This window comes from Calothrix sp. CBUCES-K 9914 (genome assembly GCF_059640475.1).
Map to the genome: position 1 here is coordinate 1 of NZ_JBXXZH010000163.1, position 21,622 is coordinate 21,622.

Here is a 21,622-nt window from a genome sequence, read left to right on the forward strand (position 1 = left end):
TGACACTCAACAGCAAGGTGAGCGCGGTACAGTGCACTTTGCAGTTTGCTGTTGACTGTCTGCCTTGTTGTGCCCACAAAGGTGATTATGTGTGGGGCTTGCATGCTGGTTGCATCCTGTGTTTGCTAGGAGCACTTCCTCATTGTCACGTCTTCGTACATTGCCTTGTACAGCCTGTCCGCAGGTTGTGCAGCAGCTGCCAAATGGCAGTGCCATCTCAGCAATGCCATGGTAGCAGGAAGGCCTCACGTGCAATTGCAGCACGGCGGCTGTCAAAGTGTGCACTCGCGTGTGCACGGTGCAGCACACCGTTTTCAGCCTGCAAGCCTTGCGGCATGATGCCGTTGCGTGAGCCTCGCTACCCCAGCTGGAGCAGCCGCTGCAAGCAGTTGGAGCAGTGTGGCGCAGTGGCCGGCAGGGAACTTGGGATCTGTGCAAGCTTGGCGCCCGGCTTCGAGCCAAGTAAGGCTGGGGATTATTGCGCCTAAGCATAATGCATGGATTGGTTCATCAGGTTGCAAAGATGGCAAGGTAGCTGCAAGGTCAGGTGGGTAGCTGCTGCACAGTTCCAATTGGTTGTCGCCGTTGTAAGACGCCTTACCAATAACATCACAACCTTCCCACGCATGCGCGCCGCTGGTAGCCAGGATCCGAATTGTCAAAAGTCTATTACTGGAAGAGTCCCCCCAAAACGGCAGACGCGAGGCGTGAGCCCTCATACTGCTCGGGGTGTTATCTCAAGTTGAGATCCCGCCAATCCCCTCACCACCTCACGCTCAGATGCGGCTTCACACCAGTGCTCTGAATGCAGCGATGTGCTACGTATGCAACCAAATCCTGAGCTATAGCTGTGTGCGGAGCTGTACAAGTGCAAACATACAGCCAATGCCTGTACACAGCGACAGCAGCGGAGATTCTGCTAAGCAACAGCTGCACACAAGCAGACCATGGTCTTGTGCAGCAACACATCAAGCTGCTGCGCTGCTGCCACCCCACAGCAGCTGCACAACCTGCTGACCGCAACTGTGGCAGCAGAACCATACACAGCGAACCTGGCCATGGCTTGGCACTATGCATGATGGCCATGACAAGCGCCCAAGCACAACGTGCCGGACATGCGGCAGGGTGGGCAGAGCCCATGTGTTGCCTCCTGCCTCCCCCACCCCTGGGCTGTTGGGCCCAAAAGCACGCACACAGGCCTGCCACAGCAAAGCTCACATGCCACAGCAACGCTGTATTGCCCGAGCACCGCGACCCTCAGCGCAGCCAGCAGCCAGCAGCGACACCCACTGCTACTGGCAGCCTGGAAGGCCATACATGTGTAAACTTCGGGCAGCTGCAGCCCAGCTACACGGCACAAGAACCGCTTGGCTGCAACTGCTGCACACAGCAGCCAGCATAATGTAGAACAACACCAACAAGGCATGCATTTTTAACAGCCAGGACAAACGATCAAGTGCAAACACCATGTCTGCTGCTAGCTTGGCTCCACCGAGCAACACACACCATGAATAGACATCTCAGCATGCAAGCACTTGCACACAAGAGTTGCCGCTTCCTTCGACTGCCATGTCAGAAGGAACAACTTCACACAACGCCATCTGCTGACGCCCTGTGCGCACTGCTTGGCCAGCCTCCAGCAAGACTAGAATGCACACAAGCATCTGCCTGGCAACAGCCACACCACAACGCCACCTCCTGTAGCATACATCCATACAAGAGCCACCCGGCACTCATTATAATGAGACACATTGCATAACAACACGTGCTAGAACGCCATCTGCTGGAACTCCGTGTCCTGCTTGGCCAGCTCCAGCAGCATAGGGTCATCAAAGAACTTGGCCACGCTCACGTCCTCACTCATGCCCTTGCGCCGCCTTGTCTTCACACAGAACTCGCGAGCCAGCGCAGCAACAGGGGCAGGCTCCAGCGGCCGCAGCACTACGCTGCGGTCCAGGGGGTCACCTGGCACGACTGCCCAGTGGTCGAACACGCACTGGCAGAAGGCCTGGCCCTGCACGAAGCAAGGACAATGCAGGAAGGGCAGCGTGGCAGCAAGTCGGGCAATCCAAGCGCGGCGCCTATCTTATTTTTATATCTATATTCAAAAACACTTCCCATTTCTACAGTCGATGAATATGCAGAAATAACCGTTGGTCAACCAATATCAATGGTTGATGGAGTTGCACAAGTACAAGTGTTTGGCTCGAAACAGTATGCAGTCCGTGTACAAGTAGACCCAAAAGAGCTAGCAAGTCGTGGTGTTGGTATCGACCAAGTACAAACTGCTCTTCAAAGTGCAAACGTCAGTTTACCAACGGGTATACTTTCAGGAAAATATAAAAGCTATATAGTAAATGCAGACGGTCAATTAAAGGATGCTGCCGCTTATCGAAAACTAATTGTATCCTACAAAAACGGTGCTGCAGTACGTTTAGAAGATGTAGGACAGGTTATAGACAGTATTCAAAATATCAATTCTTCTAATGCGTATAATGGCAATCCTTCGGTAGTTTTAGCAATACAGCGTCAACCTAATACTAATACAGTAGCAATCGTTGATGCAATTAAAGAATTAATGCCAACTTTACGTGAACAAGTCCCTCAAGCAATTGAAATGGGAATTTTCTACGACCGTTCGGAATCTATCCGCGCGTCAGTAGATGACGTAAAATTTACCTTACTACTAACAATTGCTTTAGTAGTGATGGTAATATTTATCTTCCTGCGAAACATTTCAGCAACAGTAATTCCCAGTTTAGCACTACCCATCGCTTTAATAGGCACCTTCGCAGTAATGTATTTAGCGGGTTACTCATTAGATAACCTTTCATTAATGGCGTTAACCTTATCAGTAGGGTTTGTCGTAGATGATGCGGTAGTAGTGCTGGAAAATATAGTTCGCTACCAAGAAATGGGAGAAACACCGTATAACGCAGCATTAAAAGGTTCCAGAGAAATTGGCTTTACGATAGTATCAATGACATTATCGTTAGTCGCTGTATTTATCCCCATCCTATTTATGGGTGGGATATTAGGGAAATTATTCCATGAATTCGCCGTTACTATCTCTGTCGCAATTTTAGTATCAGGGTTTGTGTCACTTTCTTTAACCCCAATGCTGTGTAGTCGGTTTTTAACGTCACACCATAATAACTCGAATCGATTTTACCGCGCGTTCGAGTCGGGTTTTGATTTAGTACAAAAAGTTTACGCTTCCACTCTCAGAGTAGTTCTGAAATATCACATCTTAACTTTAATAACTTCATTCGTTATTTTAGTACTGACGTTTTACTTAGCAACAGTCGTTCAGAAAGGGTTTATTCCCACCCAAGATACTGGACAAATTACAGCAAACACGAAAGCAGCGCAAGATATATCTTACGAAGCGATGTTGAAACACCAACAAGCAGTAGTTGATATAATTCGCAAAGACCCAAATGTGTTAGCAGTAAATTCCACAGTCGGTGCAGCAGGTCCGAATGCGTCAGTAAATAGTGGACGTATAATTATACGATTAAAACCATTCTCGAGTCGGCGCCTAAATTCCGACCAAATAATTCAAAAACTGCGACCAAAAGTTTCCAAAATACCAGGTTTGCGAGTATTAATGCAGTCTCCACCAGCAATAGCGATAGGAGGACAGCAAACCAACGCAGTATATCAATACACATTACAAAGTTTAGACTCTAAAGTTTTAGCTGAATATGTCCCTAAACTCGAAGAAAGAATGAAGAAGTTACCGGGACTTCAGGATGTAAATAGTACATTAGAATTAAGTAGTCCACGAATTGAAGTGGATATAGACCGTAATAAAGCTTCGACATTAGGAGTAACAGCATCACAAATAGAAGGCGCCTTATCAAGTGCTTTTGGTTCCGGACAAGTATCATTGATATATACACCGACCGACCAATTCCAAGTTATCCTCGAAGTATTACCGCAATATCAACGTGATGTAAGTGCCATCTCATCATTATATATACGTTCCAGTTCAGGAAACTTAGTACCATTAAGCGCAGTAGCAAACTTCAGGCAAAGCGTCACACCACTTACCCTGAGTCATCTAGGAGAAATACCTAGTGCGACAATATCATATAACCTGGCGCCAGGAACATCACTCGATCAAGCAAGCCAACAAATATCTAAACTAGCTGCATCCATATTACCATCAACAATTACACCAGGATTTCAAGGAGGCGCCAAAGCGTTCCAACAATCAACGCAAAGCTTAGGATTACTCTTAATAGTATCCATCGCCGTAATATACTTAATCTTGGGAATATTATACGAAGACTTCATTCACCCATTAACAATTCTTTCAGGACTACCGAGTGCAGGATTCGGCGCCATACTAACGTTAATATTATTTGACGTAGAACTAAATGTATACTCCTTCATTGGCATCATCTTACTAATAGGTATAGTAAAGAAAAACGGTATTATGATGGTAGACTTTGCAATAGTTGCAAGGCGTAACGAAGGAAAAAGCCCATACGATGCAATATACCAAGCTTGCCTAGTGAGATTTAGACCCATCATGATGACAACAATGGCAGCATTAATGGGCACATTACCAATAGCATTAGGATTAGGAGCAGGTTCAGAAACAAGGCGCCCACTAGGTATAGCCGTAGTAGGAGGACTAGTATTTTCACAAATACTAACCTTATATTTAACACCAGTATATTACCTATACATGGAAGCATTCCGAAACTTCCTATCAAAAAGAAAAACTAGGCAACGGATTGCAACGGATAGTTGAAGCAACGTAGGGTGGAATGGCACTTACTTAACGTATTAGTGGTGCGTGAAAGCACTGTATTTGGCGTTACATTGCTTGATAGTAATAGCTTTCACGCACCCTACCCAATGCGCGTTGGTGCCTCAAAATGCTTAAGTCAGTGACATTCAACGTAGGGTGTGTGAAAGCTAGAACAAACTCGAACAAAAAAGAAAATCTAATGGCTTTCACGCACCATCTTATATAAATTCCAAATTTTAACGCTTTCCTCTCCTCACCGAACGTAACAACTCCCATTCCCAAAACACGGCAATAAAAATCTACAGTAGCATTAATATCTTTAACCGTCAGAACAAGATGGTCGAGCGAATCTACTTTTATCACCATAATACTATACATTTACTAGCAGTTTTATCTAGGGTACTTTTTTGTTAGATACAGGACTTACGATGTTGTCATTTCGGCATTAGACGTAAGTTAAAATATATAATCTTATCAAAAAAATCATATAAAAACTTTACAAACAACCAGCAATAAATTATACACATGCTATTTGTATAGTTGATTATTTAACATATTCTAAAAACATCAACAATACAGGGTTACAAAAGTGAGTTACGACAACGTTTGTAAAATTCTAGCAGAAAAGTATCCACTTGATTTTGCTAAATGGTTAATATCAACCAGAGCAAAAAAAGTCAAAGTACTAAAAACGGAATTAAGCATTATTACCACTGGCGCCGTTAGCTGCAACACCCCCACTAACGTAATATAAGATATTTATGGATTCTAAAATTTGATGTAGTGTGCCTGCAAGTGCGATAGAATCTTGAATCCACATTGTTTCATCTCTACCTTTAGCTTGAAAACCCTCTAGATATTTATCTCCCAAAATAGCACGAGCAAACTGTTCTCGTATTGTCTCTATAGGCGCCTCTCTATTACGCATTTTCACACCCACAAGAGAAAGCTTTTTGACTCCTCTATCATGTGCTGCAAAAATTTCAAGTCTTTCTGGTAACGATAATTGACGCAATTTATCAAACAAGTAAATGTCTGCTTCTATACTTGTATCTTTTGCTTGTGGACGATAGCTTGGACTTAATGGAAATTTCATACCATGATTATACAGGCGCCCATATAACCATACTACAAACTGTCACAAACAAGTCTGGAAACTAATCTTAAGACAGCGAAGATTTTAAATAACACGTGTCAAAATTTGTTCACAAGTTGTTTTATACAGCTTGTGCATATCCCGATATCCATAACATCATGGTAGCAATTTTATGTCCGAACGTCCGTTCTCAATTAATGTCAGGTTGACATCAAACCATCCGGAGTTGCTGAGAGGATTAGATAATTGGCTACAATTAGGTTTGATTTCTGACTCTCAAGTTAAGGAAATATGTGGCTCACATTTAGTTTGTCGTGTTTCGGTAGCGGAGTTACAAAGCAAGCCAGTAACATCATATCAAGAGGCGCCTTCTAAATCTTTACCGAAAGTGGAGCAAAAACCGAGTGTTGCGGTTGGGATGCTTCAGTCGTTGATGGCAGAACTGAGCGTCCGTTGGCTACTATTTTTAGGAGTGTTCCTAGTAGTCGCATCATCTGGGTTACTTGCTGCTAGTCAGTGGGACAAGTTTCCTGCTGCTGGACAATATGGAGTTTTATTTGCTTATACACTTAGCTTTTTTGGCGCCAGTTTTTGGGCAGGTAAGCATTCCAGTTTAAGATTAACTGCACAATCGCTTATTATTGTCACACAGCTTTTGATTCCCGTTAACTTTTGGGCTATGGACGGGTTTCACTTATGGACATCGAGTACTGGAGTGCTGTTTGCTGTCATTGCGTCTGTTGTTCTTACAGTTGTAACTATATTAATTGGTAATAGCAGTTTATTTGCTGCCAATTTGCCAAATCATAATTTACGGCGCCTTCAGATATTGGGGCTATCATATTTACATTTGGGGTGGGGTATATTAGGGTTTCCCTTGGTTGCTGTTTATATAGGGATGATAGGGACGAGTCTTTTAACTGTATATCAAACGCTATCATTGCAGCGTGTTAACAATCAACAAGCTGAGGCAGGAATTAATTTACCAGTCTCTATAATAATCTATTCTCTGTTACTGCTTTTATTCCGAGCCATATTTATCGTTAGAGTAGATGTTACCTTATTAGGGTTGGCAATTGGAATTTGCGGATGGTTAGCTGTTTGGTTATCCATACGAACAGAGGAAAATACGGAGCTAAGTTACTGGCAACTTACTGGCGCCATATTATTATTAGTTGGTTGGGGTGTTGCGGTTGTATCACATCCAGAGCAAGCACTTGCTGTAAGTGGTTTGAGTTTGTGGTATTTTTGGCGCCGTTTACAGTTGTATACTTTTGAACTTGATAATTTAGTAGTTTTTACGATTGGATTACAAGCTAATTGGTTATTTTGGAGAGTTATTCCAGTTGGTGTTAGAAGTAGTATAGTGACAATTGCAACTCAAGTTACTACAGCTACACCTTGGGCACTATTAAGTTTAGGCTTATTTCCGTTCTTGGTTGTAATGACGGTAGTAACAGAGTATTTGCGGAAAGCGAATAAGTTAAAGCAAGCAGTATTTGGGGAAGTTATAAACTTTTGTTTTGGATTGACGTTAACAGCGATTGGGTTACTTAATCCGGCTATACGTTCATTAAACTTGTTGAGTAGTGCAGTAACGCTTGCAGCTATTAGCAAACGACGTTCTACAGAAAACGTAGTCTATCTAACTCATGTTACCGTCATTTTGACACTTTGTTCATTTATAAATTGGCGCCTGCCAACATTACAGTCAGAGTACTGGGCAGTAATATTGTTAGTTTTGATGGTAGCGGAGTGGTTGTATAGTGTTGGTAACGGAATATGGCGCCGTAGTGCGATGCATATTGGTTATGGACTAGCCGCTGTTAGCTTTGTTTTACTGTGGCACAATACATCTACATATATATACGCTCAATATCCAATTCAAGATCAATGGGGACTAGTATGGCTAGCTGTACCAATTACTTTAACAGCTATTAGCACTCGCACGGAAGCAACGCGGCGCACTTTTATTGCAGTATCGAGTGTGTTAGCTACGGGAACTGCACAGTTTCTGACTATTGTTGTACCTCAAATTCGCGTCATTAGTTTGACTGTTGCTACAGTTTTAATGTTTGTTAATACTAGGCTACTACTAAAGTCGGTTGAGTTTGCGATAGTCACAGTTGGTTTTGCGTTGATGTTGGAAAGTGCTGTACTATGGGATATTGCAAAGTTTAACTTGCTTGGTAATGATGCTTGGCTTTTGGTTGGTGCAATAAATGTTTTCAGTTTATGGGTCATACGCGCGGTAATTTTGAATAATACCTTAAAAACTCAGCACTCAGAACTCAGCACTTTATACTCTCCTGCGTTGCATAAATGGGCGTTGATATTATGTGGCGCCGAGTTATTATTGTTGACAGTTCATTCGGTGTTAGTATATCAAGGAGCTGTACAACCAGGAATTTTATACTTAGCGGCAACAGCAATTACAACTACTGCAATATTATTTCGGACTTGGCGCCAACCTACGAATCGGGAATTTTACGGAATTGGTTTAGGGTTAGAATTATTGGTGGCAGAGAGTTTAGCTTTGACTGGTAGAACAACAATAAAAATAGCTGTAGCAAATATTGCCCTTGGTATAACTGCTCAATTGTTCGGTGAATGGTGGAAACGGCGCCATCGTGTGGAACTTCCCAGCAGTTTTCATATATTACCAATTATTTACGTCGCATTTAGCATTATATTACGTTTTGACACTTTTACAAGTTGGACAGGTTTATTGGTGCTTGGTGTCGCAGTCGTTGTTATTGGTGTAGGTAGACGAAACAAAGCTTTAAAACCACTGTTGTATATAGGTTTGTTTGGTGTTACATTTGGTTTGTACGAACTGCTGTTTTACCAGATGCTGCAAAAACAGGGAGGATATTACGGCGATGGGTTGATTGCAATGTCCGCGCTGGGTGCAATAATTATGTATGTGTATAGAGTTCTTTCACCTTGGCTGACTGAGTTTTTGCACCTGAGTAAACAAGAAATTACCTTAATTGCTAATTCACACTGGGTATGGAGTAGTTGTTTATTACTAATGGCAGTTGCTTCACCTTTGGAAATAAATCGTTATATTGGGTTAACAACGGGTATATTTTTGGTTAGGTATGCTATCTTTCAAGGTCGAGGTGTTACTTCCACACCTGAAGAAATAATAGTAAAAGAAGTTTGGGTTTATTTAGGTTTAGTCCAAGGAGTAACACTAACAATTTTACTGCGAGACTTACCGATTGCGCGGTTATTCACCCACGAATTAATGCCTTGGAATGCTGCAATATCTTGTATCGGCGCCTATTTTTTGTATATACTACCGTGGCAGAGTTGGGGTTGGTCGAGAACACCTTATAGGAACACGGCTTATGTGTTGCCGTTAATAGTACTATCATTAACAGCATATCAAGTTTATCCAGTGACACTATTAATCACAGCTAGCTTTTATATATTGTTAGCAAGGTTTACGCGCGCTTTTGAATTGACATATATTAGTCTGGTTTTGGTAAACTGGGCATCAATGCGATGTTTTTATGACTGGCGCTTTACAGATGGGTTATGGTATGTAACAACAATTGGCTTATCCTTACTATATATAGCTCAGTTTAACCCACAGTTGAAATTACCTCAATCAAAAAGTGGGCGCCATAGCTTACGAATCGTTGGCAGTGGGATAATATGTGGATATGCAGTAATATTCCATCAAGACACAACAATTATCCCTGGAATATTAAGTTTAGTGGCAATTTTCGCAGGGTTAGCTTTACGAATACGCGCCTTTCTGTATGTAGGTACAGGAACATTCCTAGTAACAGGTATTTATCAACTTGTAATATTCAGCTTACGGTATGCGTTTATGAAATGGGTAATAGGAATATGCCTAGGTATCATCTTAATATCCATCGCCGCCAACTTTGAAACGCAACGCGAAAAGTTAAGCACATTAGTCCGTTCAGCTAGCGACCAATTTGAAAATTGGGAATAACTGGCAACGGATATAACGGATGTAACGGATAAATGATTACTTACAAACAAAATCTACTTATACTGTAAACAGGTAAAATGTAGAACATATTTGTAGGTTGGGTGGAGGCTTTGCGTGTTAGAAACCCTGGAGCCTGACAGAACCCTATATTTTGCCGTTCCCTTAACCGCCTATGAAGTTTTCTTCCAACGCCCCTTAGCAAAGGCTTCAGTTCGTACTTATCAGGTTAAACTACTGGTATATAACCCGATCGAGGAGGAAATCGTCCTATGGATCGACTAGAGCAGTACAGAAAAATTATTCAAAATTTGCTACAAGATTATACGCTTGGCAATCGTAGTAATGCAGATTTTGAAACACAGATTTTGTGTGATCGCGATAATGACCATTATCAATTAGTCAGCCTGGGATGGCAGAAGCATAAACGATTTTACACTGTCCTGATGCACTTTGATATTAAGGATGGTAAGATTTGGATTCAGCGCAATGAGACTGATCGCTTAATTGCGCGAGAACTCGTTGAAATGGGTGTGGAACGCTCAGATATTGTGTTGGGATTACAGCCAGAATATGCCAGGATTGATACGGGTTATAGTGTGGCTTGAATAGTGATCGGGTGGTTGCTGCAACCAGCCCCTACTGTGAATGTATTTTGTCGAATGCTGCTATTGCTGCTGCAAGTTTTGCTCGGACTACGTAACGACGAAACGCGCGTTCGCTTTCGTGTCCAGTTAGGGTTTTTACATGGGTTGGATCCATACCATCTATAAGTAGTTGAGTTGCGAAGGTGTGATACTGTTAACATGAATTCTCACTGAACAGCATCTACTCTGATAAATCTGACTCCATTTTCGAGAAAAAGCAACAATAGCTGCATTCCCCGGTAATCTTCCCGTCACCGAAAGATACGGAGCTTCACCCTCATTAGAAACATCTAAAGTGATTTGAAACCCAGAAGTAAAATCACCTAAAAGCTTTATAACAGAATTATTTTTCTAAATTATTTTAGATAATTTTCCTCAAAAAGGTTTTGAATTTAGCTTGGCTGCGTTATTCTTGGAGAATTGCTCCAAATAGCTATGATAATTAAAAGCTATCAATAAGCTGTTTTTGGGTTAAACACATAGCGATACCCTTTTCGTAGTAAGCTGCCTCGTTAATAAACGTTGGGTATACAATTGATTCACCTTCGTAAGCAATAGTCTGTCCGTCAAAAGTCAAAAACATGTGATTATATATACTTATTCACCATAGAACTGGTCGAATATGAACCAAGAAAATCGAAAACCCATAAAGATAGGACGTCTCAAGCGTTTTGTTTATTTAGCCGAACGCACAGATATCAACCTTAGTCATGCTGCCAACGTTAAAAATATTCAGCGTACTGGTGTTGTGTATCGAGAAATCATAGAAATGTTGCGTATATTTCAAATGGCGATGGTGTGGTGCCAAGATAACCACTCCAAAATCTGACTTAATTTCCTCAATATAGTCACTTCGGCACGAGTTGGTGCGTGAAGGCTACAAGTCCTATAACTACGCTCTTCGTTTTTTCGTAGCCTTCACACACCCTACTATTAATTTTGATGGGTTTGTGGTATACTATCAACCATAAAACAACATAAAGATACAAGTAGGCGCCTTTTGGTGTGCTGCTTGATGATAGAATTTATGAATAAAAAGCACAAAGTAACTTTAAGTGATTCAGATAAAGCACAATTACTAGATTTAGTCAAGAAAGGAAAAGCTAGCGCCAGAACAATTCGTCGCGCGCACACTTTATTAATGGCGAATGAGGGTAGTACAGATGAAGCTATAGCTAAAGCGTTATATACGTCTGTAGCGACAGTAGAACGGACTCGCAAACAGTATTGTGAGGAAAATTTACAGCAAACCCTTGTTGAACGTCCACGCAGCGGAAAACCACCAAAGAAAAGGCAGCTTCAAGAAGTTAATAAATCGGCGCCTTTGTAAAAAACTGTTACTCTAGGCAAGTATGTATAAGTCAATTCAAAAGTAAACTATGGGAATTGGTAATATATTTACTGCGGGTGGGGTTGTTATGTACCCCTTACTGGGGTTTTCGGTCTTGGCGGTGTCGCTAATTATTGAGCGTGTGTTATTCTGGATGCAGTTGAACGGGCGCCAAGAGCGTGTTATCAAAGAAGTTTTAAACCTTTACAAACATAATAATGTAGTGAGTACGCTCGATAAGCTTAACAAAAACACTGACTTACCAGCAGTTCGTATATTTTTGGCTGCGCTCGAACTTGAGGATGCAACCCCTGAAGAGTTTAGATTAGCATTGGAAAGTTCGGCACAAGCAGAAATTCCACTTCTCAAACGTTTTCAAACTGTTTTTGATACAATTATCTCGCTGGCGCCTTTACTTGGTTTATTAGGAACCGTGTTAGGTCTTATTACTTCGTTTGCTTCTTTAGGTACTGGTGAACTTGGTGGCGCCAGAACGCTTAATGTTACTGGTGGGATAAGTGAAGCACTTGTATCAACAGCATCTGGGTTAGTTGTAGCAATCTTTACATTATTATTTGCAAATATGTTTCGAGGACTACATCAGCGTCAGATGGCATTTATTCAAGAACATGGTGGACAATTAGAATTGCTCTATCGGCGCCGTTATGAAAGAGGAGAAAAATCTTATGCGTCTTCCCGATGAACCAGAAGTTCCACCACAAATTAATATTGTGCCAATGATTGACGTGGTATTCGCAATTTTAACGTTTTTTATTATTTCAACTTTATCATTGACCAGTACTGGAGGACTACCCATCAATCTACCAAAAGCCTCAACATCTCAACAAGGTTTAACTGATTCAGCGATTAATGTTACTGTAGACGCTAAGGGTCAAGTAAGTATAGACGGTAAATCAGTAGATATAAAAAATTTAACGAGAGAAATTCAGGAATTAGTTGGTGATAGTCAAGATGAGTTAGTAATAGTTAGCGCTGATGAAAATGGAAGCTATGGTAGAGTCATTGCCGTGATGGATAGTTTACGTCAGGTTCCAGGTGTACGCATCGCCGTTGCAACCAAACAACCATAAACCAATTCACAAAGACCAGTGAAACGCCCGAACAGCGCCTAGAATATGTAGATGACTATTTTGGTAAAGTTCGTGAACAATTTAATCAAACTTATCAAATAGCTGAGTCAGAAACTACTCGTCCTATAGTACCAGAAGAATATAACAATATAATAGAATCACTCAACGAAGCTCAAAAAGAAATCGTTTTCGCTTCGACGGATTGACAACACCCAATAACTTAACCGCAGGCAAAGAACGTAGGGTGGAATGTCACTGACTTAAGCATTTTGAGGCGCCAATAAATTGGGGTAGGGTGCGTGAAAGCTATTACTATCAAGCAATGTAACGCCAAATACAGTGCTTTCACGCACCATTAATACTAAAATTTTAAAACGAAGCGCAATGCTGGTAGCCTTCACGCACCGACTTTTGTTTGTAAGCTGAAAGAATTTTGTTGGGTTTTCCTACCCTATTAGAAGCTGTTGCGAATTTGGTTATTTTATAGTGAAAAAAATTGGCTCTTCCGTACTTTACGTGCTAAATTTGAATTTAAATAAATAATTATCCTTTAAAATCAAGGCTTACAGGAACTTATATATGTACACTAAGCACCGAATCATGGGTAGTACAGGACTCGAACCTGTGACATCCTGCTTGTAAGGCAGGCGCTCTACCAACTGAGCTAACCACCCGTGTTTTTATCGCCAGAATTAAATATAGCAAATCTGTTTTGATTATGCAAGTGTTTCGTGAAATTTTTTTGCTTAGGCGCCAATAGTCATAAGGTTGATATTAATTTTAGATTTTTAGTTATATTTCTCTGTGTACTCTGTGGTAAAAATAGCTTATTAAACTTGGCACTGCATGGGTGGGACACCTGTGCTACAGCACTCCTAACTACTGACTAGGTGCGTGACGCTACTAGTTACGGCTTTTTATTTTACGATTGTTATGGCGTCACGCACCCTACTCTTATGCCTTCTGGTCGAACACATGACAGAATTACAATTTGGGGATTACCCGTTATCGTTGGCGCCACATATTGGCAAACGCGCGATAGCAGTACAACGCTGTTGATCGCTGGGGGGTTTATGCTGGGTGGGTTGATGTTTGGACCTGACTTAGATATCTACTCAGTACAGTATCAAAGGTGGGGATGGTTCAAATGGATTTGGATACCGTATCAAAAGAGTCTCCGTCATCGCTCGTTTTTATCGCATGGTCCCGTTATTGGTACATTATTAAGAGTTATTTACTTTACATTAATAATAAGTATTATTACAGTTATTTTCATGGTCATAGCTGAGAAAATTGGCAATGTAGCATTAAATTGGCAATCTCTGGGCAATGAAACAGCAAACACAGTTGTAGTTTACTCTTCAGAATTTTTGGCATTATTTCTAGGCTTAGAACTAGGCGCCATGAGTCATTATCTCAGCGACTGGACAGGTTCAGCGATAAAACGTATTAAAAAGCAAGGAATTCGCGAATACTTAAAAGGGTTGTTAAATAATGGCAAAATGAAGAAACGTAAACGAGTAGTCAGAAAGGGGAAAGGAAAAAGGAAAAAGGTAAATGAACGGTAATCTTAAAGCATTACAAGAACTTATTGAGGTAGTAGCAAAACTCCGTGACCCGAACGGTGGTTGTCCTTGGGACTTAGAGCAAACACCCCAAACTTTAACACCGTATGTTATTGAAGAAGCATACGAAGTAGTGGACGCAATTAAAAGCGGAGACCAAAATGCTATCGTTGAAGAACTTGGAGATTTACTTTTACAGGTAGTCTTACAAGCACAGATAGCTAGTGAACATGGACACTTTTCAATCGAACAAGTTGCTCAAGCTATTTCCCAAAAGCTAATTCGGCGCCATCCACACGTATTCAGTGATACAAAAGTACAAAATGTAGATGAAGTGCGGCAAAACTGGGAGGAAATAAAAGCAGCAGAAAAAGGACAATCTCCACAAGAACAAGCGTTACTCAGTACAAAGCTTAATCAATATAACAAAAAGTTACCACCGCTAACAGCAGCAATGAAAATTTCTAAAAAAGCTGCTGGCGCCGGGTTTGAGTGGGAAAATATCGATGGAGTTTGGGACAAATTCTCTGAAGAGGTTGAAGAATTTAAACAAGCGTTAGCGTATGAAACACCTGAGCAGCAGGAAGCAGAATTTGGAGATGTGCTATTTTCACTTGTACAAGTCGCGCGTTGGAATAATATAGACCCAGCGTCTGCTTTACAAGGAACAAATCAACGCTTCATTCAAAGACTCCAGAAAATGGAAGCGTTTGCCAACCGTCCACTTGCTGATTATACATTGGCAGAATTGGAAGCACTTTGGCAACGCGCGAAAAAACACCTATCTTCCTAATTCTTGTGAACGCTTAGTTGCAGCAATAACTGCTTGAATTAAAGCAGAACGAAAAGCAGCTTTCTCTAACTCTGTTATTCCAGCAATGGTTGTACCACCTGGACTCGTTACACGGTCTTTTAATTCTGCAGGATGAAGTTTAGTTTCCTGTAAGAGCGTTGCTGTTCCTAGTACAGTTTGTAAAGCTAGTTGTTGAGCAACAGGACGCGGTAAACCTGCTGCTACTCCACCATCAGCTAATGCTTCTACCATCAGTGCTACATACGCAGGTCCACTTCCCGATAACCCCGTAACAGCGTCCATTAAACTTTCCCCGACTTCAACGACTTCCCCTACTGCTGCAAATAACTGACGCGCTTTCTCTACATGATGCGGCTGAGTATTTTTACCTGCACAAATCGCTGTAATTCCGGCGCCAACTGTTGCAGGAGTGTTAGGCATCGCGCGGATAACAGGCGAATCAATAAACACAGCTTCCAACTGCTTTAAAGTTACCCCAGCCAAAATCGATACAATTAAAGAAAAGTTCTTTTTACTGATGACATCTAAAATTTCCCTCGCTATAGTAGTAAACACCTGGGGTTTTACAGCTAAAAAAATTACATCACTACCCGTTGAAAATACTTCGGTATTGTCATTCGTGACAGTAACACCGTACTGTTGAACGAGAAAATCTTTACGTGCAGAAGAAGGTTCACTAACTATGATTTCTGATACCTGATAAATTCCTCGATTGATGAGACGGGATAATAGCGATTCTCCCATTACCCCGCCACCAATTAAACCAAATTTTACTGACAAGTCGAATTCACCCTAATAATACTTTTAATACCGAATCTGGATATAATATCGTTTCAAGCCTAAGAAACAAATTAAAAAAAACCAAACTCCAAATTGGTACTATTCAACAAAAAGCCTATTATGTAAAAGATTTGGAATTTTAGATGCAATCCCTTATCTAAAACTCCAAAACGTACATTCCTTATTTTACTGCGCCATTCGATTCGGCTCAGTTCCCCAAGCTTGATTTTGGGGAGTCGGTTGTGTACGAGTTGGACGCACGGGAGAATGTTGAGGTACTTCATGTAAAACACCACCTTGAGTACTAACTTGTACGCAACTGGGTGTGAACAAGAAAATACTTTCACCAATACGTTCTTGGTGCCCGTCAAGTGCGTAAGTTCCACCTGCAACAAAGTCAACTGCTCGTTGCGCTTGGTCTGGATCCATAATTGTTAAATTCAATACCACTGACTTCCGCTCACGTAGAGCTTGAATTGCTTGAGGCATTTCTTCAAACGTCCGTGGCTCAAGAACTAACACTTCCGAGATTCCATTTAAAGCTCCAGGCATACCAATCACATTATTCATAGTTTTAGCACCTGCTACATCAGTACCCATTGTACTCACGGGTTCACGCCAACGTCGATTAGCTGCTGGAGTTTCTGGTGCTGGTGCCGCACTTGGAGTAGCTTGGGGTGGGTTTTGCTCTTGGTAGATGTTCTGATAACCGTCGTTATCAACTTCTTCGTAATACTCTTCATACTCTACTGGTTCATTCAAACCAACAAAGTCTCTCAACTTGGTAAATATATTGTTCATTTTGACACGCTCCTGGTACTCAATACCTTGACATATAAGGTAAAATTCGCTGTCTTCAACTTCTACCACGTTTTCCGCGCAGGCAACGCACGGAATTTTACCGTTGTTTGTAACACTGAATACGCATACTTTTTATGTCGGCGCCCCGAAGCGCTGGAACATATTTTTTACACGCAACAATGAGTCAGAATTATAACCCAAGTAGTTCGCTGAGGGAACACTATCTTGACCCATATTTTTATATGAGTACACTTTTGTAAATACTATATTTTGAGTCAGTTCGTGAATCAGGATACAATATTTTTTTTACGTATCAAATCAACTCAGTATCGTATGTGTTTTTTCAAACCTAAACGCTTTACCACGAAGAATTTGACAGCTTTCAAGTGTCTGTATCATTTGTCGGTACTTAGTTAGGAGCGCTTGGTACAGTTTGTGAAGTGGAACGGGCGCCGAATAAAATTGTCCCCAATCGAATCATTGTTGCACCTGCTTGAATAGCTAGTTCGTAATCACCGGACATACCCATCGAAAGCTGCTCTATATGGATGTTTGACCAGTTTTGAGCATTGATCCCCTGAGCTAATTCACTCGTTTTATTAAATACTTCTAAAGTTTGAGAATCATCGAGTCCTAAAGGTGGAATTGTCATCAAACCTTGATATTGTAAATTTTTACAATCGTTTAATAAGGGTAAATCTTGAAGTAGCTCAGGAACATGCCAACCAGACTTGTTAGGGTCAGGAACAATTTTGACCTGCAAACAGACACACGGCTTAACACCAAGTGTGAGTGCAAGCTGGTCGAGACGTTGAGCAATTACGAGGTTATCAACCGAATGAATCCAATGAAAAAGTTCGAGGGCTTTTTTGGCTTTATTGCTTTGCAAATTGCCAATAAAGTGCCAGGTTATACCGGGTAAGTCATGAAGTGAGGCTTGTTTTGCAGCAGCTTCTTGTACGCGGCTTTCAGCAAAATCGCGAATTCCTGCGTCGTAAGCGATGCGAATTAACTCCGCAGGAACTGTCTTGGTGACTGCAATTAAGCGAACTTGCTCAGGTAGTGTTTTTTGGATTTGGTGGATGCGTTCAGTATATAGGTTGCTCATATGCGCGCGACAGCAGGTTTTAAACGCTCTTATACTAGTTGAAAGTGCGTTGAAAAACGCTTTGAAGCTGAGTATATTCGTCCGAAGAGCCAGAGCGACGGAGGAAGCGTAGACGGTTTTCGAGCATCATGCGTGCTTCGGTACGACCGATAGGCTGGAACTTCATATTTTTAGCTTCAACGGTGACTATAAAGAACAGACGCTGGGCGTAGAGCGTGGTAAATAGCTCTTGATTCTCATCTACCAAGCTAATGCGGTAGAGTAAACCCCAAGTTGGGTGATTTATATAAGTTTCTGGGCTATCTGAGTTCATTTATTGCCGTTACGTTTTTTGTACATATAACCTTTTCTCTACTAATAACGAAAATTCAGCCTGATTAATACCATATTTTGCTGGAAGATTTGCTTAAAATGCAAATATTCCACCAGCTTAATTGTTTTGTTGACTTTTGGCGACATGCTAATAACCCCATCTCTCTATGTGTAGTCTGTCTTTAAGGTGGTAGTGATGTGAAATAAATCACACAAAATACTATTTTTCAATTTTACTGGGGCTATTATGTCATTAATTTTGGAGCGTTGGGTAAATATCACGATTTTGTCCTGACGTGTTCACGGAGTGTACCGCAGGTAAATTTCACGTCTCTACACCCAAGAATTAAAATGACACAGACCATTAGCGCACTGTTATTGGCACCACAGGAGTAAAACTCAACGTGCGCCTCATGTATGAGCTTGGAACAACGGCGCAAAACGCTCTACAACAAAGCGCTTCAACGCACGTTCAAGAGTTGGGTGTAAACTCTGTGTCAAAGGTGGTAAGGATATATGAGCTTGTGTTAGTGACGCAGAGTGCGGTTGATTTGAGTTTTACTGGTGGTTATTCAAAAATTACTGGGGCTTTTTTACTGGGGCTATTATTTATATCCCCCAGTAATTATCAACAGCCTAACTGCTTTGATTACTGCTGTTTCAAAAATCTAAATCAAATTGTTCTAGCGCTTTGGCTGGACTAGTACCGCTTGGCACAAGTAAGCATACCATTAGAATCAACGAAAATGCTGCGGCTTATAACCCTTGAAAAAGGTCTATACATTTACGCCGAGCGGTACTAGTGAAAAAAAGAATTTTGGGTTTGGGTAAGTTCACCAGTGTGTAAATAGTTTCTATACAATGCGATATACTGTCCTCATTAATTATAGTATTGTGATGCGATTTTGGAGAACGTGGCATAATTATGAAATGTGATTTTGAAACGAATATGTTAAGATAGAATATCTGGAAAAGCGTAACCCCCAAACCCTCGCTCAATAAATCTCGCAGTAAGGAAATTATGCAAGTCCAACTCAAACAGATCGTTGTCCCTGTCGGTCAGCAACTTATAATGACTGATGTCAGTTGGCAAATGTACGAACAATTGCTAGAGGAGTTAGGGGAAAAACGGGGTTCGCGGATTAATTACAGTCGGGGAATTTTAGAAATCATGGTGCCCTTACCCGAACATGAAGATGATAAAGTGATAATTGCAGACTTGGTAAAGGTGCTTCTTGAAGAACTTGACATTGAATTTAGAAGTTTGGGGTCAACAACCTTTAAAAGTCAAACTATGAAGCAAGGTCTAGAAGCAGATGATTGTTTCTATATCGAAAACGAAGCAGCAGTTAGGGGAAAAAAACGCATTGATTTAACTATAGACCCACCGCCAGATTTAGCCCTTGAAATTGACATAACTTCCCGAACCCGGTTCGATAACTACAAAGTGTTAGGGGTAAGAGAACTATGGCGATTTAACGGAACACAACTAGAAATTAACGTGCTGCAATCAGGTCAATATGTTCAGGTGAATGAAAGTCCTCATTTTCCTGGTTTCCCTTTAAGTGAGGTAATTCCACAGTATCTCGAACGTAGTAAAATCGAGGGGAGAAATAAAACAATGAAAGCGTTTCGTACTTGGGTGAAGACAAAAATTAAAGAGAGATAGCCTAACGCAACAACAAGCCTCTGGTATTTATTATTACCTATCTCTTCGCGGTAGCACCGAAACTTCAGATATGGATTCTTTAAACTCTTTAAACTCTTTAAACTCTTCTACGAACAAGGTGGAGAGCTTTTACGCAGGTTTTGGAAAAATATAGCTGAAATAATCTGGCTCTACTCTGTCAAGCGCAAGAGAGTAATAATAAGGTTGAGTTGATGTTTATATACTTCGTATGATTAAAGTCGCAACAATTAATATTTGCTCAGATACCGAATATTGGAATCGGCGCCAGGATTTATTAGCAGCAGGGTTGAGAGAAATCAACGCCGACATTATTGGCATTCAGGAAATTGATGAAAAAAAAGCTAATTTTCTGCTTACAAACATCAATATGCCATACATTTATCGAGTAAATTATGTTGCTATCCTGAGTCGTCATCCTTTTATCCAGCAGGAAATTATCGATTTACAAACGCAAGGAAAAGTCGCTCAATTTGTTCGAGTTGAAATTAGCAATAAGCAATTTATTTTCTGTAACGGTTATTATTATTGGCAACCAGGCGCCTGTCGAGCAAGAATGGAGCAATTTAAACTGTTGGTTGAGGATTTAGCAAAATTACCACCAGAATTACCCATAATCAATCTTGGTGATTTTAATGCGATGCCCAAAACCCCAGAAATCAAATTTTTACAATCCCATTTTACATCTGCCTACGCCAGCTACCACGGTAGTGAACCTGAATACACTTGCCCTACTCCGCTCATGAAAACACGAACATGGCGCCAGATTCTTATAAAAAGAATTGTGAATATTTTAGTACATCGTAATTTAAAACTTTGGCGGGGAACTTTAGACTATATATTTGTTAATCACCACATACAAGTTAAAAATTGCCAATTGGTTCTCACTCAACCATCGGCAGAAAATCCATTAATTTATCCTTCCGACCATTTTGGCATTGCTGCTGATTTGGATTTTTAGCGTAGACTTAGCTGAAATTTAATTCCCATTAACGTATATCTCGTAGCTATGATCGTTTTACGTCATAAAAGTATAAAAAAGTTCTATTTACTAACAATGCATGTTGGTGCATGACGCTAGAGTGCTTTTTGTGAAATGTGTAGCTTTTCTGTGGCATCATACACCCTGCCGTAACGACAGGCGCCAATGAAAACAGTCGTTTCCTTACCAACCTCAAATACTGATACGAAATGGGAACAGGATTTTTACGCAAGTCACAAAAATATAAATAAAACTGCGTAAGCTCGGTGAATTTCGGTACATCAAAACCTGCTAAATATATAGATGCGAAACGCAGCGTGTTTTATTATCCGCCATCGCTGTAAACGCATTTTAATAGTTTGTCCTTCTTCGCTGCAAATTCAATGGCGCGACTAAATGTCACTGACTTAAGCATTTTGAGGCGCCAACGCGCATTGGGTAGGGTGCTTTTAAGCTATTACTATCAAGCAATGTAACGCCAAATACAGTGCTTTCACGCACCATTAATACTGACTATTACTCTAGATGCTTTGGCTGTTGCACTGCAAGCGCGCCGCAACGCAGGCGCCGCTTGGTGTTGAGTTTATCAGGTGGTAAGAATATGTAAGGAAGTGCGACTCGTTCTAAGTAGGAACCCTTAGAAACTAAAGGTGTATGACTTAGGTAAAAGGGAA

Annotated in this window: 20 protein-coding genes, 1 tRNA gene and 1 pseudogene; 12 read left to right on the plus strand and 10 right to left on the minus strand. The window is 41.1% G+C overall.

Annotated features, from left to right (window positions below; translation table 11 throughout):
• Positions 1 to 1,768: 1,768 nt before the first annotated feature.
• Positions 1,769 to 1,993 carry a hypothetical protein gene (locus AC2JBO_RS29050; protein ID WP_496957103.1) on the minus strand — a complete coding sequence of 75 codons (225 nt, stop codon included), beginning with the start codon at positions 1,991 to 1,993 and terminating at the stop codon, positions 1,769 to 1,771.
• Positions 1,994 to 2,032: 39 nt separating this feature from the next.
• Here AC2JBO_RS29050 and AC2JBO_RS29055 point away from each other — a divergent pair, with 39 nt between their 5' ends.
• On the plus strand, positions 2,033 to 4,765 hold the full coding sequence (locus AC2JBO_RS29055; protein WP_496957104.1) for an efflux RND transporter permease subunit: 2,733 nt from the start codon (positions 2,033 to 2,035) through the stop codon (positions 4,763 to 4,765).
• A gap of 66 nt (positions 4,766 to 4,831) precedes the next feature.
• On the opposite strand, the gene AC2JBO_RS29060 is transcribed toward AC2JBO_RS29055, so the two are convergent.
• Complete coding sequence (locus tag AC2JBO_RS29060; protein ID WP_496957105.1) at positions 4,832 to 5,131, minus strand: VOC family protein; 300 nt, start codon at positions 5,129 to 5,131, stop codon at positions 4,832 to 4,834.
• A gap of 331 nt (positions 5,132 to 5,462) precedes the next feature.
• The gene (locus tag AC2JBO_RS29065; protein ID WP_496957106.1) at positions 5,463 to 5,861 is read right to left on the minus strand and encodes a hypothetical protein; all 399 of its coding nucleotides are present in this window, start codon (positions 5,859 to 5,861) and stop codon (positions 5,463 to 5,465) included.
• Positions 5,862 to 6,033: 172 nt separating this feature from the next.
• Here AC2JBO_RS29065 and AC2JBO_RS29070 point away from each other — a divergent pair, with 172 nt between their 5' ends.
• From AC2JBO_RS29070 to AC2JBO_RS29080, 3 genes are all read left to right on the plus strand, one after another.
• Entirely contained in the window at positions 6,034 to 9,834 is a 3,801-nt protein-coding gene (locus AC2JBO_RS29070) for a DUF2157 domain-containing protein (protein WP_496957107.1), read from the plus strand.
• Between the two features lie 114 nt (positions 9,835 to 9,948).
• The gene (locus tag AC2JBO_RS29075) at positions 9,949 to 10,116 is read left to right on the plus strand and encodes an element excision factor XisH family protein (RefSeq protein ID WP_496957108.1); all 168 of its coding nucleotides are present in this window, start codon (positions 9,949 to 9,951) and stop codon (positions 10,114 to 10,116) included.
• Positions 10,104 to 10,439, plus strand: a complete 336-nt coding sequence (locus tag AC2JBO_RS29080; RefSeq protein WP_496957109.1) for a XisI protein — start codon at positions 10,104 to 10,106, stop codon at positions 10,437 to 10,439. Before AC2JBO_RS29075 ends, AC2JBO_RS29080 begins: the two co-directional genes overlap by 13 nt.
• A 31-nt stretch (positions 10,440 to 10,470) precedes the next feature.
• On the opposite strand, the gene AC2JBO_RS29085 is transcribed toward AC2JBO_RS29080, so the two are convergent.
• Both AC2JBO_RS29085 and AC2JBO_RS29090 read right to left on the minus strand, forming a co-directional pair.
• Complete coding sequence (locus AC2JBO_RS29085; protein WP_496957110.1) at positions 10,471 to 10,593, minus strand: hypothetical protein; 123 nt, start codon at positions 10,591 to 10,593, stop codon at positions 10,471 to 10,473.
• Positions 10,594 to 10,920: 327 nt separating this feature from the next.
• Positions 10,921 to 11,061, minus strand: a pseudogene (locus AC2JBO_RS29090) (succinylglutamate desuccinylase/aspartoacylase domain-containing protein); the annotation flags it as partial.
• 39 nt (positions 11,062 to 11,100) lie between these two features.
• Between AC2JBO_RS29090 and AC2JBO_RS29095 the strand changes: the two are divergent.
• From AC2JBO_RS29095 to AC2JBO_RS29110, 4 genes are all read left to right on the plus strand, one after another.
• On the plus strand, positions 11,101 to 11,307 hold the full coding sequence (locus tag AC2JBO_RS29095; protein WP_496957111.1) for a hypothetical protein: 207 nt from the start codon (positions 11,101 to 11,103) through the stop codon (positions 11,305 to 11,307).
• Between the two features lie 198 nt (positions 11,308 to 11,505).
• Positions 11,506 to 11,808, plus strand: coding sequence for a helix-turn-helix domain-containing protein (locus AC2JBO_RS29100; protein WP_496957112.1), 303 nt, complete (start codon positions 11,506 to 11,508; stop codon positions 11,806 to 11,808).
• Positions 11,809 to 11,857: 49 nt separating this feature from the next.
• Positions 11,858 to 12,511 (plus strand): MotA/TolQ/ExbB proton channel family protein, encoded by a 654-nt coding sequence (locus AC2JBO_RS29105; protein WP_496957113.1) that lies wholly within the window; start codon positions 11,858 to 11,860, stop codon positions 12,509 to 12,511.
• Positions 12,495 to 12,899: an ExbD/TolR family protein gene (locus AC2JBO_RS29110; RefSeq protein ID WP_496957114.1), complete on the plus strand. Its 405-nt coding sequence runs from the start codon at positions 12,495 to 12,497 to the stop codon at positions 12,897 to 12,899. Before AC2JBO_RS29105 ends, AC2JBO_RS29110 begins: the two co-directional genes overlap by 17 nt.
• 601 nt (positions 12,900 to 13,500) lie before the next feature.
• Here AC2JBO_RS29110 and AC2JBO_RS29115 read toward each other — a convergent pair.
• Positions 13,501 to 13,573, minus strand: a tRNA-Val gene (locus AC2JBO_RS29115).
• Between the two features lie 282 nt (positions 13,574 to 13,855).
• Here AC2JBO_RS29115 and AC2JBO_RS29120 point away from each other — a divergent pair.
• Positions 13,856 to 14,467, plus strand: coding sequence for a metal-binding protein (locus AC2JBO_RS29120; protein ID WP_496957115.1), 612 nt, complete (start codon positions 13,856 to 13,858; stop codon positions 14,465 to 14,467).
• A complete protein-coding gene (mazG, locus tag AC2JBO_RS29125) occupies positions 14,457 to 15,257 on the plus strand; it encodes a nucleoside triphosphate pyrophosphohydrolase (RefSeq protein WP_496957116.1) in 801 nt (266 codons plus the stop codon). The genes AC2JBO_RS29120 and mazG overlap by 11 nt, the downstream gene beginning before the upstream one ends.
• Here mazG and proC read toward each other — a convergent pair.
• The 4 genes from proC to pipX all read right to left on the minus strand — a co-directional run bounded on the left by proC (position 15,246) and on the right by pipX (position 18,280).
• Positions 15,246 to 16,058, minus strand: a complete 813-nt coding sequence (gene proC, locus AC2JBO_RS29130; protein WP_496957117.1) for a pyrroline-5-carboxylate reductase — start codon at positions 16,056 to 16,058, stop codon at positions 15,246 to 15,248. The genes mazG and proC overlap by 12 nt on opposite strands.
• A 186-nt stretch (positions 16,059 to 16,244) precedes the next feature.
• Positions 16,245 to 16,859 carry a cell division protein SepF gene (locus AC2JBO_RS29135; RefSeq protein ID WP_496957118.1) on the minus strand — a complete coding sequence of 205 codons (615 nt, stop codon included), beginning with the start codon at positions 16,857 to 16,859 and terminating at the stop codon, positions 16,245 to 16,247.
• A 409-nt stretch (positions 16,860 to 17,268) separates the two neighbouring features.
• Positions 17,269 to 17,967 carry a YggS family pyridoxal phosphate-dependent enzyme gene (locus tag AC2JBO_RS29140; protein ID WP_496957119.1) on the minus strand — a complete coding sequence of 233 codons (699 nt, stop codon included), beginning with the start codon at positions 17,965 to 17,967 and terminating at the stop codon, positions 17,269 to 17,271.
• Between the two features lie 34 nt (positions 17,968 to 18,001).
• Positions 18,002 to 18,280, minus strand: coding sequence for a transcriptional coactivator PipX (gene pipX, locus AC2JBO_RS29145; RefSeq protein WP_496957120.1), 279 nt, complete (start codon positions 18,278 to 18,280; stop codon positions 18,002 to 18,004).
• A gap of 1,020 nt (positions 18,281 to 19,300) precedes the next feature.
• On the opposite strand from pipX, the gene AC2JBO_RS29150 reads away from it, so the two are divergent.
• Entirely contained in the window at positions 19,301 to 19,948 is a 648-nt protein-coding gene (locus tag AC2JBO_RS29150; RefSeq protein WP_496957121.1) for a Uma2 family endonuclease, read from the plus strand.
• 229 nt (positions 19,949 to 20,177) lie between these two features.
• On the plus strand, positions 20,178 to 20,927 hold the full coding sequence (locus AC2JBO_RS29155) for an endonuclease/exonuclease/phosphatase family protein (protein ID WP_496957122.1): 750 nt from the start codon (positions 20,178 to 20,180) through the stop codon (positions 20,925 to 20,927).
• The last annotated feature ends 695 nt before the right edge of the window (positions 20,928 to 21,622 follow it).

Bases quoted from the DNA above. Each gene is read 5' to 3' on its own strand.
- AC2JBO_RS29055 (WP_496957104.1), top strand. From the start codon at position 2,033: ATGCAGGAAGGGCAGCGTGGCAGCAAGTCGGGCAATCCAAGCGCGGCG.
- AC2JBO_RS29060 (WP_496957105.1), bottom strand. From the start codon at position 5,131: ATGGTGATAAAAGTAGATTCGCTCGACCATCTTGTTCTGACGGTTAAA.
- AC2JBO_RS29065 (WP_496957106.1), bottom strand. From the start codon at position 5,861: ATGAAATTTCCATTAAGTCCAAGCTATCGTCCACAAGCAAAAGATACA.
- AC2JBO_RS29070 (WP_496957107.1), top strand. From the start codon at position 6,034: ATGTCCGAACGTCCGTTCTCAATTAATGTCAGGTTGACATCAAACCAT.
- AC2JBO_RS29080 (WP_496957109.1), top strand. From the start codon at position 10,104: ATGGATCGACTAGAGCAGTACAGAAAAATTATTCAAAATTTGCTACAA.
- AC2JBO_RS29085 (WP_496957110.1), bottom strand. From the start codon at position 10,593: ATGGATCCAACCCATGTAAAAACCCTAACTGGACACGAAAGCGAACGC.
- AC2JBO_RS29095 (WP_496957111.1), top strand. From the start codon at position 11,101: ATGAACCAAGAAAATCGAAAACCCATAAAGATAGGACGTCTCAAGCGT.
- AC2JBO_RS29100 (WP_496957112.1), top strand. From the start codon at position 11,506: ATGAATAAAAAGCACAAAGTAACTTTAAGTGATTCAGATAAAGCACAA.
- AC2JBO_RS29105 (WP_496957113.1), top strand. From the start codon at position 11,858: ATGGGAATTGGTAATATATTTACTGCGGGTGGGGTTGTTATGTACCCC.
- AC2JBO_RS29110 (WP_496957114.1), top strand. From the start codon at position 12,495: ATGCGTCTTCCCGATGAACCAGAAGTTCCACCACAAATTAATATTGTG.
- AC2JBO_RS29120 (WP_496957115.1), top strand. From the start codon at position 13,856: ATGCCTTCTGGTCGAACACATGACAGAATTACAATTTGGGGATTACCC.
- mazG (WP_496957116.1), top strand. From the start codon at position 14,457: ATGAACGGTAATCTTAAAGCATTACAAGAACTTATTGAGGTAGTAGCA.
- AC2JBO_RS29135 (WP_496957118.1), bottom strand. From the start codon at position 16,859: ATGAACAATATATTTACCAAGTTGAGAGACTTTGTTGGTTTGAATGAA.
- AC2JBO_RS29140 (WP_496957119.1), bottom strand. From the start codon at position 17,967: ATGAGCAACCTATATACTGAACGCATCCACCAAATCCAAAAAACACTA.
- pipX (WP_496957120.1), bottom strand. From the start codon at position 18,280: ATGAACTCAGATAGCCCAGAAACTTATATAAATCACCCAACTTGGGGT.
- AC2JBO_RS29150 (WP_496957121.1), top strand. From the start codon at position 19,301: ATGCAAGTCCAACTCAAACAGATCGTTGTCCCTGTCGGTCAGCAACTT.
- AC2JBO_RS29155 (WP_496957122.1), top strand. From the start codon at position 20,178: ATGATTAAAGTCGCAACAATTAATATTTGCTCAGATACCGAATATTGG.